This is a genomic window from Mycobacterium novum (genome assembly GCF_010726505.1).
GTDB classification, from domain to species: domain Bacteria; phylum Actinomycetota; class Actinomycetes; order Mycobacteriales; family Mycobacteriaceae; genus Mycobacterium; species Mycobacterium algericum.
Map to the genome: position 1 here is coordinate 3845938 of NZ_AP022562.1, position 14020 is coordinate 3859957.

The following is a 14020-nucleotide window of genomic DNA, read 5'->3' on the forward strand; positions in this document are numbered from 1 at the left end:
CGCGCCACGGCCAACCGGAACCGCGGCGCGGTCGCTTCATGCCGGGACGTCAGATCGCCCGCAGGTAACGCCTGGCGATGACGCGCTGCGCCGCCGAAGCCACCGGTCCGGCCGCCCTGATCCACCACGTGGCAGGCCGGGAGAACGCCCGCACCTGCGCGTGGACCGTGTCGTCGGCGGGGTCGTAGCGCACCGAGAACAACTCCTCACCGGATTCGGGGTGTCCCGGCAGGGTGCCGTAGGCGAAGCCACGGCGATCGGGCTCGGCCACCACGTAGACCACCCGGCACGGTGCACTCAGCAAACCCATCCGCACCACCACTGTCGCGCCCACCGTGGCGACGTCGCTGTCCGCCCGCACCCCCAGACCGGCGCCGCGCTGCATTCCCCAGTGCAGCACCGCCTCGCCCGCCTGTTCGAACCGCTGCCGACCGCGGCCGATCGGGGCGGCGTGTTCCAGATGCTGATACCCCGCGGGCAGCGGCCCGGCGGTCGCGCCCACCTCGGCGTAGGTCAGCGGTAGGTCGCGCAGTCTGCTCAAGTCCACCGCACCAACCCTGCCATCACGGGCGTGGCGTACGCCCGGTAATCACCTGAACGTTAAATAGACGCGTGACAGCCACACATGCCGGCGGCGGTTTCAACCCGCCCGAACCGACCCAGAAGGGCGGGCCGGACTACGGCCGGTTCCTCGAGACGATGCGTGCGCTGCAGGACCACGCCCGAGCCGCCGACGCCCCGGATGAGGTGTTCAGCCGCGCCGCCGACGCGCTGCAGGACGTCTGCGACCTGTTGGCGCCGTTCGACGGCGACGAATGGTCCTCGCCGTCGGGGCGCCGGTTGGATCTGCCGATGCGCGGCAACCTGCTGGCGGTGCCGATGAAGCTCAGCAGGACCGAGGACGGCCGGCTGCGCGGCTGGGCCCGATTCCGGCGCTTCCACCTGGGGCGCAACGGCGCCGCGCACGGCGGTGCCATCGGCCTGCTGTTCGACTCGGTACTGGGAACCGCGTCGTGGCTGCTGACCGGCGGGCCCTACCAGCGCACCGCCTGTCTGCATGTCAACTACCGCAACATCGTCCCGATCGACAAGGAGTTGCAGGTCGAGGCATGGATCAGCCGGACGGAGGGCCGCAAGATCTTCGTCGGGACCTCGCTGCGCGACGGCGATACCGTGCTGGCCGACGGCGAGGCGCTGTTCGTGGTACTCAGGCCAGGCCAGCCGTGAGCCCGGCGTACTCCCGAGCGGTCGGTCACGACAGCCCCGATAGCATGGTCGCGGACGTTCGACCACCTCGCATCCCCTTGGAGACCACCCCATGAGCGCGCCCGCACCGATCCGGGTTCCTGCCGGCACCACCGCCGCCGATGCGGTGCGCGCGGCGGGCCTGCCCAGCCGGGGGGCGCCCGATGCGATCGTGGTGGTGCGCGACGCCGACGGCAAGCTACGCGACCTGAGCTGGATTCCCGACACCGACGCCGAGGCGACCCCGGTGGCGGCCGACACCGAGGACGGCCGCAGCGTCATCCGGCACTCCTGCGCGCATGTGCTGGCCCAGGCCGTGCAGGACTTGTTCCCGGCCGCCAAGCTCGGCATCGGCCCGCCCATCACCGACGGCTTCTACTACGACTTCGACGTGCCCGAAGCCTTCACCCCGGAGGACTTGGAGAAGCTCGAGAAGCGGATGCGGGCGATCATCAAAGACGGTCAGCTGTTCGCCCGGCGGGTCTACGAGTCCAAAGAGGCCGCCCGCGCCGAACTCGCCTCCGAGCCGTACAAACTGGAACTGGTGGACGACAAGTCCGGGTCGACCGACAACATGGCCGAAATAATGGAGATCGGCGGCGATGAGCTCACCGCCTACGACAACCTCAACCCCCGTACCCGCGAACGGGTTTGGGGTGACCTGTGCCGCGGCCCGCACATCCCGACCACGCGCTTCATCCCCGCGTTCAAACTCACCCGCTCCTCGGCCGCCTACTGGCGCGGCGATCAGAACAACGCCAGCCTGCAGCGCGTCTACGGCACCGCGTGGGAGTCGCGGGAGGCCTTGGAGCGTCACCTCGAGCTGATCGAGGAGGCCCAGCGACGCGATCACCGCAAGCTGGGCGTCGAGCTGGACCTGTTCAGTTTCCCCGACGAAATCGGTTCGGGCCTAGCGGTTTTCCACCCCAGGGGCGGGATCATCCGCCGTGAGCTGGAGGACTACTCGCGGCGCAAGCACATCGAGGCCGGCTACCAGTTCGTCAACACCCCGCACATCACCAAGTCGGCGCTGTACGAGACCTCCGGTCATTTGCAGTGGTACTCCGAGGGCATGTACCCGCCGATGCACATCGACGCGGAGTTCGCCGAGGACGGCACCGTGCGCAAGCCCGGCCAGGACTACTACCTCAAGCCGATGAACTGCCCGATGCACCACCTGATCTTCCGGTCACGGGGGCGCTCCTACCGGGAACTTCCGTTGCGGCTCTTCGAGTTCGGCAGCGTCTACCGCTACGAACGTTCCGGTGTGGTGCACGGGCTGACCCGGGTGCGCGGCATGACCCAGGACGACGCACACATCTACTGCACCAGGGAGACCATGCGCGAGGAGTTGGCCTCGCTGCTGCGCTTCGTGCTGGACCTGCTGGCCGACTACGGCCTGGACGACTACTACCTGGAGCTGTCCACCAAGGACCCGGAGAAGTACGTCGGCTCCGACGAGGTGTGGGAGGAGGCGACCGAGACGCTGCGTGAGGTCGCCGAGGCGTCCGGACTGACGCTGGTGCCCGACCCGGGCGGCGCGGCGTTCTACGGCCCGAAGATCTCGGTGCAGGTCAAAGACGCCCTCGGTCGCAGCTGGCAGATGTCGACCATTCAGCTCGATTTCAACATGCCCGACCGGTTCGAGTTGGAGTACACCGCAGCCGACGGCACCCGGCAGCGTCCGGTGCTGATCCACCGGGCGTTGTTCGGCTCGATCGAGCGATTCTTCGGTGTGCTGACCGAGCACTATGCCGGAGCCTTCCCGGCCTGGCTGGCGCCGGTGCAGGTGGTCGGCATCCCGGTGGCCGACCAGCACGTGGGATACCTGGAGGAGATCGCCGCGCAACTGCGCAGCCACGGGATACGGGTCGAGGTCGACGCCAGCGACGACCGGATGCCCAAGAAGATCGTCAACCACACCAACGCCAAAGTGCCGTTCATGCTGCTTGCCGGCGATCGCGACGTCGACGCCGGGGCGGTCAGCTTCCGGTTCGGCGACCGCACCCAGATCAACGGCGTGCCCCGCGATGACGCGGTCGCGGCGATCGCCGGCTGGATCGCCGCGCGGGACAACACCGCGCCGACCGCGGAGACGGTCAAGACCGGCTTGAAGGCGGGCGAAGCGACATGACCGGCGACCAGGGCGGTGAGGACGGGATCGTAGACACCGGCGCCGGTGACCCCGACCGGTTGGAACGACTGTGGACGCCCTACCGGATGACGTATCTGGCCGAGGCGCCACTCAAGCGTGCGGCGTCCGGGTCGGCACGGTCCACCAGGCCGTTCACCGACATCCCGAATATGTCCGATGAGGACGGACTGGTGGTGGCGCGCGGCGAGAACGTCTATGCGGTGCTCAACCTCTACCCGTACAACCCGGGCCACCTGATGGTGGTGCCCTACCGGCGGTTCTCGGAATTCGAAGACCTCACCGAACCCGAGGGCGCCGAGCTGATGACGTTCATCCAGAAGGCCATCCGGGTGATCAAGGCGGTGTCGCGTCCGCACGGGTTCAACGTGGGCCTGAACCTGGGCGAGTCGGCCGGTGGTTCGCTGGCCGAGCATCTGCACGTGCACGTGGTGCCCCGCTGGGGCGGCGACGCGAACTTCATCACCATCGTCGGCGGCTCCAAAGTGATCCCGCAGTTGCTGCGCGACACTCGCCGGCTGCTCGCCGACGAGTGGGCGCAACAGCCATGAGCAGGCTGCCGTTCCTGTCGCGGGCCAGGTTCGCGCGCGTCACCACGCCGGTGGCACGGGCCTTCCTGCGGGCCGGTCTCACCGCCGACGTCGTCACGATCATGGGAACCGCCGGTGCGGTGCTGGCCGCACTGACACTGTTCCCGACCGGCCAATTGTTCGCCGGCACGCTGGTGGTTTGGTTCTTCGTGCATTTCGACATGCTCGACGGCGCGATGGCCCGGCTGCGCGGCGGCGGCAGTGCGTTCGGCGCGGTCCTGGACGCCACCTGCGACCGGATCAGTGACGGTGCGGTGTTCTGCGGGCTGGCGTGGTGGGCGGCGTTCGGTCTCGACAGCGCCCCGCTGGTGGTCGCCACGTTGATCTGCCTGGTGACCTCGCAGGTGATCTCCTACATCAAGGCGCGTGCCGAAGCCAGCGGGCTGCGCGGCGACGGCGGTTACATCGAACGTCCGGAACGGCTGATCATCGTGCTGGTGGGTGCCGGCCTGTCCGATCTGCCGGGGTACCCGCTGCCGTGGGCGCTGCATGTGGCGATGTGGCTGCTGGCGGTGGCCAGCCTGATCACCTGCGCGCAGCGCCTGCACACCGTGCGCACCTCACCGGGCGCGGTGGAGCCCCTGCCGGAAGCCGACGGCGAGGAAACCGCCGGATCGTGACCTTCATCCCGAGCGGTCTGCGAGTGCCCGGCCTGAGCCAACTGGACGCCTGGGCCACCGATGCCGGGTTCGCCGCAGGCTGGATGATGGTGCGCGCGTTGCCGGAATTCGTCGCCCGCAACGCATTCGACGCCGGCGCCTTGTTCGCGGCCCGCGGCGGGGGACCCGAGCAGCTGCGCAAGAACCTGGCCCGGGTGCTGGGGGTGGCGCCGGCCGAGGTGCCGTCGGGGCTGATGCGGGCTTCGCTGGCGTCCTACGCCCGGTATTGGCGCGAGGCGTTTCGGCTGCCCACCATGGACCACGCCGAGCTGGCCCGCCGGCTGCACGATTCGGTGCAGGGCCAGCAGCACATCGAAGCCGCGTTGCGGGCCGGGCGCGGCGCGGTACTGGCGTTGCCGCATAGCGGCAACTGGGACATGGCCGGGGTCTGGCTCGCCCAGACCCACGGCGGGTTCACCACCGTCGCCGAGCGCCTCAAACCCGAGTCGCTCTACCGGCGCTTCCTCGACTTCCGGGAAAGCCTGGGTTTCGAGGTGCTGCCACTGTCCGGTGGCGAACGCCCGCCGTTCGAGGTACTGGCCGACCGGCTGAGTGCCAATGGGCTGGTCTGCCTGATGGCCGATCGTGACCTGACCCGCAACGGGGTGGCGGTCGAGTTCTTCGGTGAGACGACCCGGATGCCGGCCGGCCCGGCCAAACTCGCTGTTGCAACCGATGCGGCCCTGCTGCCGGCGCACTGCTGGTTCGACGGCGCGGGCTGGGGGATCCGGATTCATCCGCCGCTGGAGTGCGGCAGCGGCGATGTCGGGGTCATCACCCAGGCGCTGGCCGACACCTTTGCCGAGGGCATCGCCGCCTACCCGCAGGACTGGCACATGATGCAGCCGCAGTGGGTGATGGATCTGCCTGAATCGCGACGGGCACACCTGGGGGAGAGCTGATGCGGATCGGCATGGTCTGCCCCTACTCGTTCGACGTGCCGGGCGGGGTGCAGGCTCATGTGCTGCAGTTGGCCGAGGTGCTGCGCGGCCGCGGGCATGAGGTCAGTGTGCTGGCGCCGGCCTCACCACATGTGGAGCTGCCCGACTACGTCGTCTCCGCCGGCAAGGCCGTCGGGATCCCCTACAACGGCTCGGTGGCCCGGCTGCAGTTCAGCCCGGCCGCGCACCGCAAGGTCAAGAAGTGGCTCATGCGGGGCGATTTCGACGTGTTGCACCTGCACGAGCCGAATGCCCCCAGCCTGTCGATGCTGGCGTTGAACGTCGCCGAGGGCCCGATCGTGGCCACCTTTCACACCTCCACGACCAAGTCGTTGACGTTGAGCGTGGCTCAGGGCCTGCTGCGGCCGATGCACGAGAAGATCATCGGCCGCATCGCGGTCTCGGACCTGGCGCGCCGCTGGCAGATGGAGGCGCTCGGATCCGACGCGGTCGAGATCCCGAACGGGGTCGACGTGGCCGCGTTCGCCACGGCGCAGCCGTTGCCCGGCTATCCCCGCACCGGCCGTACGGTGTTGTTTCTCGGCCGCTACGACGAACCCCGCAAGGGAATGGCGGTGCTACTGGCGGCGCTGCCGGCGCTGGTCGAGACATTCGCCGACGTCGAGCTGCTGATCGTCGGCCGCGGGGACGAGGCCGAATTGCGCAGCAATGCAGGCACATTGGCGAAACATCTGCGGTTCCTGGGCCAAGTCGATGACGCCGAGAAGGCATCGGCGCTGCGTAGCGCCGACGTGTACTGCGCGCCGAACACCGGCGGGGAGAGCTTCGGCATCGTGCTGGCCGAGGCGATGGCCGCCGGCGCGGCGGTGGTGGCCAGCGACCTGGACGCGTTCCGCCGGGTGCTGCGCGACGGACAGGCGGGCCGGCTGGTGCCGGTCGATGACCACGCGGCGCTGGCCGCGGCCCTGATCGAGGTGCTCGACGACGATGCGCTGCGGGCGTCGTATGTGGCGGCGGGCAGCGAGGCGGTACGGCGCTTCGACTGGTCGGTGGTGGCCGACCAGATCATCCGGGTCTACGAGACGGTCGCCGGCGTCGGCCGCAAGGTCTCGGTGGGCGACTGATGGGCCCGACGATCCTGGGCACCGTGCTGGTGCTGGTCGCCGTCGCGCTGCTGGCCGCCACGGTGGGCTGGGCCTACCAGACCGCCAGCCGGCTCAACCGGCTGCACGTGCGCTGCGACCTGTCCTGGCAGGCACTGGACGCGGCCCTGGCGCGCCGTGCCGTGGTGGCCCGGGCGGTCGCGTTCGAGGCATACGGCGACACGCTCACCGGGCGGCGGTTGGCCGCCGTGGCCGATGCCGCCGAGCGAGCCTCACGAGACGCCCGTGAGACGGCCGAGAACGCGTTGTCCGCCGAACTGGCGATGGTCGACACCGCGTCGCTGCCGCCGGCGATGATCGCCGAGCTGGCCGACGCCGAAGCGCGGGTGCTGCTGGCGCGCCGGTTCCACAACGACGCGGTCCGCGACACCGTGGCGCTGCGGGAACGCCCGCTGGTTCGGGCGTTGCATCTGCGCGGAACCGCCCCGATGCCAACGTATTTCGAGATCGTCGAACGGGCCGGTATGGTCGCCCACGGCGACCACGGTGTACGGGGCCCGCGCGTCTCGGCGCGGGTGGTGCTGCTCGACGACGCGGGCTCGGTGCTGCTGCTGCGCGGCCGCGACCCAGCCCTGCCCGACGACGCCGAGAACCCCGCACCGCGCTGGTGGTTCACCGTCGGCGGCCAGGTGCTGCCCGATGAGCCGCTGGCCGACGCGGCGGCGCGCGAACTGCACGAGGAGACCGGGCTGAAGGTCGATCCCGCCGAGCTGGTCGGACCGATCTGGCGCCGCGACGCGGCGTTCCAGTTCAACGGCGACCGGATCGACAGTCAGGAGTTCTTCTTCACCTATCGCACCACCCGGTTCGAACCGTCCGGCGCCGGTCACACCGGACTGGAGCAGCGTTACCTGCACGGTCACCGCTGGTGCGATGCGGCCACGATCGCCGAGCTGGCCGCCGGCGGCGAGAAGGTCTACCCGCTGCAACTCGGCGAGCGGCTCGCCGAGGCCGCCCGGCTGGCCGATTCGGCCGATGCCCAACCGGTGCTGCGCCGCATTTCTTGATCGCCCGGACCATGGCTGCCCGGGTCGCGGCGGAATACGCTCTTGCAATGCCAACTCATCGCGCTGTTCACGTGCCATCCGCCGGTGCGCCGCTGAGCCTTGTCGACGTCGACACCGCCGCGCCGGGACCCGATCAGGTCAGGATCGACGTCGCGGCCTGCGGTGTCTGCGGCACCGACCAGGGCATCGTCGGTGGCGGGTTTCCCGGCGTCAGCTGGCCGTTGACCCCCGGGCACGAGATCGCCGGCCGGATCGCCGAGCTCGGCTCGGCCGTGACCGGCTGGGCCGTCGGCGACCGGGTGGCGGTGGGATGGTTCGGCGGTCACTGCAACCATTGCATCCCATGTCGCAAGGGCGATTTCATCCACTGCGACAACGGGCAGGTGCCGAGCCTGCATTACCCGGGCGGCTACGGCGAATCGGTGACGGTGCCGGCCAATGCGCTGGCCCGGATCCCCGACGGGCTGTCCTTCGTCGAGGCGGCGCCGATGGGATGTGCTGGCGTTACCACCTATAACGCGCTGCGCTCCACCCGGGCGCTGCCCGGCGACCGTGTCGCGGTGCTCGGTGTCGGCGGGCTGGGCCACCTGGGCGTGCAGTTCGCCGCCGCAATGGGATTCGAGACGATCGCGGTCGCCCGCGGCGCCGGGAAGGGCGCAGACGCCCGCGCACTGGGCGCCCACCACTACATCGACTCCACGGCAGGCGACGTCGCGGCAGCGCTGCGCGCCCTCGGCGGGGTGTCGGTGGTGCTGGCCACCGCCGCCAATTCGCAGGCGATGGCCGATACGCTGGGCGGCCTGGCGCCGCGCGGGGAACTGGTCATCATCGGCGTCTCCGCCGATCCGCTGCCGATCGCCCCGGTGCAGTTGATCGGGCCGGGGCTGCGGGTGTCCGGTCACCCGTCGGGCACCGCCCGCGACGTCGAGGAGACCATGGCGTTCGCGGTGCTGTCCGGGGTGCGCGCCCGCATCGAGGAGCGGCCGCTGGCCCAGGCGGCCGAGGCCTACGCCGCCATGCAGCAGGGCCGCGCCCGCTACCGCATGGTCTTGACGATGTGATTTTTCTCCGACGAGCAGTCGTGAAAGCTCCTAAAATCCGCCCGAAATGGGGGCTTTCGCGTCTGCTCGCGGTCAAGCAACGCCCGCGTCGTAGTCCCAGCGGGTGGGTGGTGTCATTCCCGGCGGCATCCACCCGATGAACAGGTGCCCGTCGCGATGCGCGCGGGCGGTCGGCTCGATTCCCAGCAGTTCGCGCACCTCGGCGAGCGGCTTGTCCAGCAGTTCTTCGTAGGGGGCGGCCATCAGGTTGTCGGCGCGTTGCCCCCGACGGACCGCCTCACGGAAATAGCGCAGCTTGCGGCGCGGGGAGGCCGGGATGAGGGGCCCCAGCAGTCCGAGGGTGAGCGCCTTGAGCGCACCCGATGGCTCCATCTGGCCGCAGTGAAAGCCCAGGTTGCCGAACTCGCCGCCCATGTCCGGGCCGTAGCCGCCCAGCGTGTGGAACATGTCGTGCAGGGCGGTGCCGCGCCGCATCATGTAGAAGAAATCGTCATCCCAGCCGCGACGCTCGGCGATCGGCCGGATCACGGTGTCCACGTCGAACACGCCGGCATCGAGCCGGTTGGTGCGCAGAAAAGAACGGTAGGCGTGGCCCAGCGATCCCGCGGGCAGCGAGGCCAGGTAGTCGTCGTCGCCCAGCAGCGCCAACAGATCCGGCTTCTCGGCGAACAGCCTCCGGCCGTTGGGATGTGCCCGCAGCTGGTGGTAGCTGCGCGCCAGGATCGGAGCCGCCAGGCCCACGATCAGCTCGAAGGCGGAGCCCCCGTTCTTGCCCGGGTTGGCCAGCAGCCGCCACGAGCCGAAGACTGCCGGCCAGTCACGCTGTTCGGGTACACCAGTAAACGCTGCGGCCATGCGACGATCCCTTCACCGGATGCTTCGATAATAGACATTTGAATGGAGATGTCCATATATGTCGACGAAGACGACCCGCGGCCGAGGCAGGCCACCCGGTGGCGGCAATCCTCCCGAGCACGCTCGGGAGTTGCTGCTCGACGCCGCGGAACGGTCGTTTGCGCACCGGGGCTACCGCGCATCGACGATGCAGGTCATTGCGCGGGACGCGGGCTACACCCGCGCGGTGATCTATCGGCATTTCGGCAGCCGAGACCAGTTGTTGGACGCGCTGGTGGTGCGGGTGGCGGTGCGCAAAATGGTCGCCATCGCCGCGCGGCTGGAGACCACGACCGACCCCGGCGACCTGGTGACCGAGTCACTGGTGATCGTGGCCACCGAAGTCGGCCAGGACCCCCTGCTGCGGGTGATCTCCGAGCACACCGACGAGGGCAACGTCGCCGCGATGATCGCCCGGTCGGCAACCCTGAGCGAGGTGCTCGCCGGGCAGTTCGAGATGGGATTTCGCCAGGCCGGCGACAAACTGCGCGCCGGCCTGCGCCCCGGCGACGCCGCCCGTTTCGTGTTGTCGGTGGCGCTCGGGTTGCTGCTGGGTCTGGTTCCCGGCGCCGACGACGCCGAACAGGTCCGCCGGTATGTGCAGGTGTTCGTGCTCCCCGCGCTGGTCGCCGATCCGTCGCCGGCCGGACCGGTGTTCACCGCTTCGGGGTAACGAGCGGGAAAACCGGTGGCGTCGGCCCACTACACTGAGCGGGTATCAGTGGCCAGCAAGGAGAAGCATTCAGTGGACAGCGCGGCGCAGAACGGTTCGGCACCCGGCGGGCAGACGGGTACTGCGCGAGTGAAGCGCGGCATGGCCGAGATGCTCAAGGGTGGCGTCATCATGGACGTCGTCACCCCCGAACAAGCCCGGATCGCCGAGGGGGCCGGCGCCGTCGCGGTGATGGCGCTGGAGCGGGTGCCCGCCGACATCCGCGCTCAGGGCGGGGTGTCGCGAATGAGCGACCCCGACATGATCGAGAGCATCATCGCCGCGGTCACCATCCCGGTGATGGCCAAGGTGCGCATCGGGCACTTCGTCGAAGCGCAGATCCTGCAAAGCCTCGGGGTGGACTACATCGACGAGTCCGAGGTGCTCACTCCGGCCGACTACAGCCACCACATCGACAAGTGGCAGTTCACCGTTCCATTCGTGTGCGGGGCGACCAACCTCGGTGAGGCGCTGCGCCGGATCACCGAGGGCGCGGCCATGATCCGCTCCAAGGGCGAGGCCGGAACCGGCGACGTCTCCAACGCCACCACCCACATGCGTGCCATCGGCGGCGAGATCCGCCGGCTCACTTCGCTGTCCGAGGACGAATTGTTTGTCGCGGCAAAGGAACTGCAGGCGCCTTACGAACTGGTCGCCGAAGTCGCCAAGGCCGGCAAGCTGCCGGTGACGCTGTTCACCGCCGGTGGCATCGCCACCCCGGCCGATGCGGCGATGATGATGCAACTCGGCGCCGAGGGGGTGTTCGTCGGCTCCGGCATCTTCAAGTCCGGTGACCCGGCGGCGCGGGCGGCTGCCATTGTGAAGGCGACCACCTTCTACGACGATCCCGACGTGCTGGCCAGGGTGTCGCGCGGGCTGGGCGAGGCGATGGTCGGCATCAACGTAGAGGACATCGCGCAACCGCACCGGCTTGCCGAACGCGGCTGGTAGACATTCTCCGTGGCGATCGAAGAGATCCTCGATCTCGAGCAACTCGAGGTCAACATCTACCGCGGCAGCGTGTTCAGTCCGTTCTCGGCCGACAACCAGCGCACCTTCGGCGGGCACGTCGCCGGGCAGGCGCTGGTGTCGGCGGTGCGCACCGTGAGCCCGAAGTTCCGGGTCCATTCCCTGCACGGCTATTTCCTTCGGCCCGGAGACGCCAAGGCCCCCACGGTTTTTCTGGTCGAACGCGTGCGTGACGGCGGTTCGTTCTGTACGCGGCGGGTCAATGCGGTGCAGCACGGCGAGACCATCTTCAACATGTCGGCGTCGTTCCAGAGCGAACAACGTGGCATCGAGCACCAGAACGCGATGCCCGGCGCACCCGACCCGCAGGACCTGCCCGACATCGCCGCGATGAAGGCCTTCGACGACGCGGGCTTCAAGGCGTTCGCCGAATGGGATCTGCGCCGGGTGCCGCGCAAATCGCTGCCGCACATTCCCGGCAAGGTTGCCGAGCAGCAGGTCTGGTTTCGCCACCGGGATCGGTTGCCCGACGACCCAGTACTGCACATCTGTGCGCTGGCCTATATGAGCGACCTGACTTTGCTGGGCTCCGCCTGGTCGATCCACGCGGGCGACCGCGACCACCTGCAGGTGGCCTCACTGGACCATGCGATGTGGTTCATGCGTCCCTTCCGGGCAGACGAGTGGCTGCTCTATGACCAGTCGTCGCCGTCGGCGGGCGCCGGCCGGGCGCTGACCCAGGGCAAGATCTACAACCAGGACGGGGACATGGTGGCGGCCGTCATGCAGGAGGGGCTGACCCGATACCCGTCCGGATACACCCCCGCCGGTCAGTGAGCGGCCCGCGCATCGGCGTGCTCGCACTACAGGGCGATGTGCGCGAACACCTCGCCGCAGTTGCGGGCGTCGGCGCCGAGCCGGTGCCGGTGCGTCGCCGTGCGGAACTCGACGCCGTCGAGGCGCTGCTGCTTCCCGGTGGGGAGTCAACCACCATGAGTCATCTGCTGCGGGAGCTGGAACTGGTCGATGTGCTGCGGGCCCGGCTGGCCGACGGGATGCCAGCCTACGGTTCTTGCGCGGGAATGATCCTGTTGGCGAGTGAGATCGTCGATGCCGGCGCCGAGGGGCGTGCCGCCATCCCGTTGGCCGGCATCGATATGACGGTGCGGCGCAACGCTTTCGGGCGACAGGTGGACTCCTTCGAGGGCGACGTGAGCTTCGCCGGGCTGGCCGAGCCGGTGCACGCGGTGTTCATCCGGGCGCCCTGGGTGGAGCACGTCGGGCCCGAGGTGCAGGTGCTGGCCGAGGTCGCCGGGCATCCGGTCGCGGTGCGACAGGGCGGCGTGCTGGCCACCTCATTTCATCCGGAGGTGACCGGGGATCGTCGGATCCACCGGCTGTTCGTCGACATCGTTGCCGGGCAGGCCTGAGCTAGCCGGCGGGCCGCACCGTGACCGTGACGGTGTCGGCGCCGTCGTTCGATGCGATGGTCAGCACGGCGGCGTTGGGCTCCGGCACCACGTGGCCGCCGGTGACACTCACCTGATAGCCGTTCGGATATTCCACCACCGGAGTCGAGATCGTGGTCGTGGAGCCGCCATCGAAACTGCCCAGGCCGTCGGCCCGCTCGGTGGAGTAGCTGAACTGGAAGGTCCCGGTTGTCGTTGGTGGATCCGAACTCACTCAGGAAGACCGGGATATTGTGTGAGTTTCCGTACTGCACCGCATTGCTCGCACTCTGGGCGCCGAGTCCGAACCCGGGCAGGAACTTGTCGGCGTAGTCGTGGAACGACAGCACGGTGTTCGGGTCGTCGACGGTGCCCAGGGTCAGCGGCAGCCCGTTGGTGGTGAGCAGGTCCGGTTCGAAGTACACCGATGTGCTCGGGTCGACGGACCTGATCGCCGAGATCACCTGGTTGTAGAACGGCGTCAAGATCTGGGCGCCGAAGTAGGAGCCCACTCCGTTGCTGCCTCCCCAGGGTTCGTTCATGATCTCGTAGCCGGCCACGTCCGGGTTGCCGTTGAAGTAGTCGGCGATGTACTGCCACGTCAGCGCGTAGTGGTTGAGCAGCCCCACTTCATCCGGGCTTTCGCGTTGGACCACAGCGCATCCCAGGCGGCGTACTGGGCCGGGTTGAAGAAGTAGTCGAGCGGGAAGCCCAGGTTGAGGTTGGGCATGCCACCGGTCTGGGTCGCCCACTCCGGCGCGCCCTCCCCGCCGAACACGCTGCTGTAGCTGTCCTGGTGCATGTCGAGAATGACGCGAATGCCGTGGCTTGCCAGGGTCTGCACGGTCTCGTTGATCGAGTCGAGGTAGTCGCGATCGAAGACGCCGGGCTGCGGTTCCACGCCGGCCCAGATGACGCCCAACCGCACCACGTTGAACCCGTTGGCGGCGAGGAATTGCGCGTCGTCGTCGCTGAAGCCGCTCGCCGAAGGCGTGAACGGCGGCAGCTTGTACACCTGGTTGAGCCCGTGCAGCATGACGACGCGGCCGTCGCTGTCGGTGATCCAACTCCCGGTGACGCCCAGCCCGCCGTCGGTGGCGACCGGTGGCCCGCTCGCCAGGGTGCCGAAGTGGCCGACCGTGCCGTGGCTGCCGAGGATGCCGCCGTTGCCGCCCGCTCCGCCGAGCGCGGGCAGGCCGCTGGCGGTGTCGCCGTCGC

At 69.1% G+C, this 14020-nt stretch carries 16 protein-coding genes; 12 read left to right on the forward strand and 4 right to left on the reverse strand.

The window, feature by feature from the left end:
• Positions 1–49: 49 nt before the first annotated feature.
• Positions 50–547, reverse strand: a complete 498-nt coding sequence (locus tag G6N19_RS18165) for a DUF1990 family protein (RefSeq protein ID WP_193465393.1) — start codon at positions 545–547, stop codon at positions 50–52.
• Between the two features lie 65 nt (positions 548–612).
• Here G6N19_RS18165 and G6N19_RS18170 point away from each other — a divergent pair, with 65 nt between their 5' ends.
• From G6N19_RS18170 to G6N19_RS18205, 8 genes are all read left to right on the forward strand, one after another.
• Positions 613–1227 carry a PaaI family thioesterase gene (locus G6N19_RS18170; RefSeq protein WP_193465394.1) on the forward strand — a complete coding sequence of 205 codons (615 nt, stop codon included), beginning with the start codon at positions 613–615 and terminating at the stop codon, positions 1225–1227.
• A 91-nt stretch (positions 1228–1318) separates the two neighbouring features.
• Entirely contained in the window at positions 1319–3379 is a 2061-nt protein-coding gene (gene thrS, locus G6N19_RS18175) for a threonine--tRNA ligase (RefSeq protein WP_193465395.1), read from the forward strand.
• Positions 3376–3948 (forward strand): HIT family protein, encoded by a 573-nt coding sequence (locus G6N19_RS18180; RefSeq protein ID WP_013829326.1) that lies wholly within the window; start codon positions 3376–3378, stop codon positions 3946–3948. The genes thrS and G6N19_RS18180 overlap by 4 nt, the downstream gene beginning before the upstream one ends.
• Positions 3945–4607 (forward strand): phosphatidylinositol phosphate synthase, encoded by a 663-nt coding sequence (pgsA, locus tag G6N19_RS18185; protein WP_013829325.1) that lies wholly within the window; start codon positions 3945–3947, stop codon positions 4605–4607. Before G6N19_RS18180 ends, pgsA begins: the two co-directional genes overlap by 4 nt.
• 17 nt (positions 4608–4624) lie before the next feature.
• Positions 4625–5548, forward strand: a complete 924-nt coding sequence (locus G6N19_RS18190) for a phosphatidylinositol mannoside acyltransferase (RefSeq protein ID WP_232062721.1) — start codon at positions 4625–4627, stop codon at positions 5546–5548.
• Positions 5548–6672 (forward strand): glycosyltransferase family 4 protein, encoded by a 1125-nt coding sequence (locus G6N19_RS18195; RefSeq protein WP_083037436.1) that lies wholly within the window; start codon positions 5548–5550, stop codon positions 6670–6672. The genes G6N19_RS18190 and G6N19_RS18195 overlap by 1 nt, the downstream gene beginning before the upstream one ends.
• A complete protein-coding gene (locus G6N19_RS18200; RefSeq protein WP_193465396.1) occupies positions 6672–7718 on the forward strand; it encodes an NUDIX hydrolase in 1047 nt (348 codons plus the stop codon). Before G6N19_RS18195 ends, G6N19_RS18200 begins: the two co-directional genes overlap by 1 nt.
• 47 nt (positions 7719–7765) lie before the next feature.
• Positions 7766–8779 carry an alcohol dehydrogenase catalytic domain-containing protein gene (locus G6N19_RS18205; protein WP_041318105.1) on the forward strand — a complete coding sequence of 338 codons (1014 nt, stop codon included), beginning with the start codon at positions 7766–7768 and terminating at the stop codon, positions 8777–8779.
• Between the two features lie 72 nt (positions 8780–8851).
• On the opposite strand, the gene G6N19_RS18210 is transcribed toward G6N19_RS18205, so the two are convergent.
• A complete protein-coding gene (locus tag G6N19_RS18210) occupies positions 8852–9634 on the reverse strand; it encodes a Coq4 family protein (RefSeq protein WP_013829320.1) in 783 nt (260 codons plus the stop codon).
• Between the two features lie 58 nt (positions 9635–9692).
• Between G6N19_RS18210 and G6N19_RS18215 the strand changes: the two genes are divergently transcribed.
• The 4 genes from G6N19_RS18215 (at position 9693) to pdxT (ending at position 12784) form a co-directional block, all read left to right on the forward strand.
• Complete coding sequence (locus G6N19_RS18215) at positions 9693–10346, forward strand: TetR/AcrR family transcriptional regulator (protein WP_013829319.1); 654 nt, start codon at positions 9693–9695, stop codon at positions 10344–10346.
• 141 nt (positions 10347–10487) lie between these two features.
• On the forward strand, positions 10488–11336 hold the full coding sequence (gene pdxS / locus G6N19_RS18220) for a pyridoxal 5'-phosphate synthase lyase subunit PdxS (protein ID WP_232062722.1): 849 nt from the start codon (positions 10488–10490) through the stop codon (positions 11334–11336).
• Between the two features lie 9 nt (positions 11337–11345).
• A complete protein-coding gene (gene tesB / locus G6N19_RS18225) occupies positions 11346–12191 on the forward strand; it encodes an acyl-CoA thioesterase II (protein WP_013829317.1) in 846 nt (281 codons plus the stop codon).
• Positions 12188–12784 (forward strand): pyridoxal 5'-phosphate synthase glutaminase subunit PdxT, encoded by a 597-nt coding sequence (pdxT, locus tag G6N19_RS18230; protein ID WP_041318102.1) that lies wholly within the window; start codon positions 12188–12190, stop codon positions 12782–12784. The genes tesB and pdxT overlap by 4 nt, the downstream gene beginning before the upstream one ends.
• Here the strand turns inward: pdxT and G6N19_RS21885 are convergent.
• Together G6N19_RS21885 and G6N19_RS21655 are read right to left on the reverse strand one after the other, a co-directional pair.
• Positions 12715–13458, reverse strand: a complete 744-nt coding sequence (locus G6N19_RS21885; RefSeq protein ID WP_456320071.1) for a glycoside hydrolase family 5 protein — start codon at positions 13456–13458, stop codon at positions 12715–12717. The two genes, pdxT and G6N19_RS21885, sit on opposite strands and share 70 nt — an antisense overlap.
• Positions 13404–13838, reverse strand: a complete 435-nt coding sequence (locus G6N19_RS21655; RefSeq protein WP_269473686.1) for a cellulase family glycosylhydrolase — start codon at positions 13836–13838, stop codon at positions 13404–13406. Before G6N19_RS21655 ends, G6N19_RS21885 begins: the two co-directional genes overlap by 55 nt.
• Positions 13839–14020: the final 182 nt, after the last annotated feature.

Bases quoted from the DNA above. Each gene is read 5' to 3' on its own strand.
- thrS (WP_193465395.1), top strand. From the start codon at position 1,319: ATGAGCGCGCCCGCACCGATCCGGGTTCCTGCCGGCACCACCGCCGCC.
- G6N19_RS18180 (WP_013829326.1), top strand. From the start codon at position 3,376: ATGACCGGCGACCAGGGCGGTGAGGACGGGATCGTAGACACCGGCGCC.
- pgsA (WP_013829325.1), top strand. From the start codon at position 3,945: ATGAGCAGGCTGCCGTTCCTGTCGCGGGCCAGGTTCGCGCGCGTCACC.
- G6N19_RS18195 (WP_083037436.1), top strand. From the start codon at position 5,548: ATGCGGATCGGCATGGTCTGCCCCTACTCGTTCGACGTGCCGGGCGGG.
- G6N19_RS18200 (WP_193465396.1), top strand. From the start codon at position 6,672: ATGGGCCCGACGATCCTGGGCACCGTGCTGGTGCTGGTCGCCGTCGCG.
- G6N19_RS18205 (WP_041318105.1), top strand. From the start codon at position 7,766: ATGCCAACTCATCGCGCTGTTCACGTGCCATCCGCCGGTGCGCCGCTG.
- G6N19_RS18210 (WP_013829320.1), bottom strand. From the start codon at position 9,634: ATGGCCGCAGCGTTTACTGGTGTACCCGAACAGCGTGACTGGCCGGCA.
- G6N19_RS18215 (WP_013829319.1), top strand. From the start codon at position 9,693: ATGTCGACGAAGACGACCCGCGGCCGAGGCAGGCCACCCGGTGGCGGC.
- pdxS (WP_232062722.1), top strand. From the start codon at position 10,488: ATGGCCGAGATGCTCAAGGGTGGCGTCATCATGGACGTCGTCACCCCC.
- G6N19_RS21655 (WP_269473686.1), bottom strand. From the start codon at position 13,838: ATGCTGCACGGGCTCAACCAGGTGTACAAGCTGCCGCCGTTCACGCCT.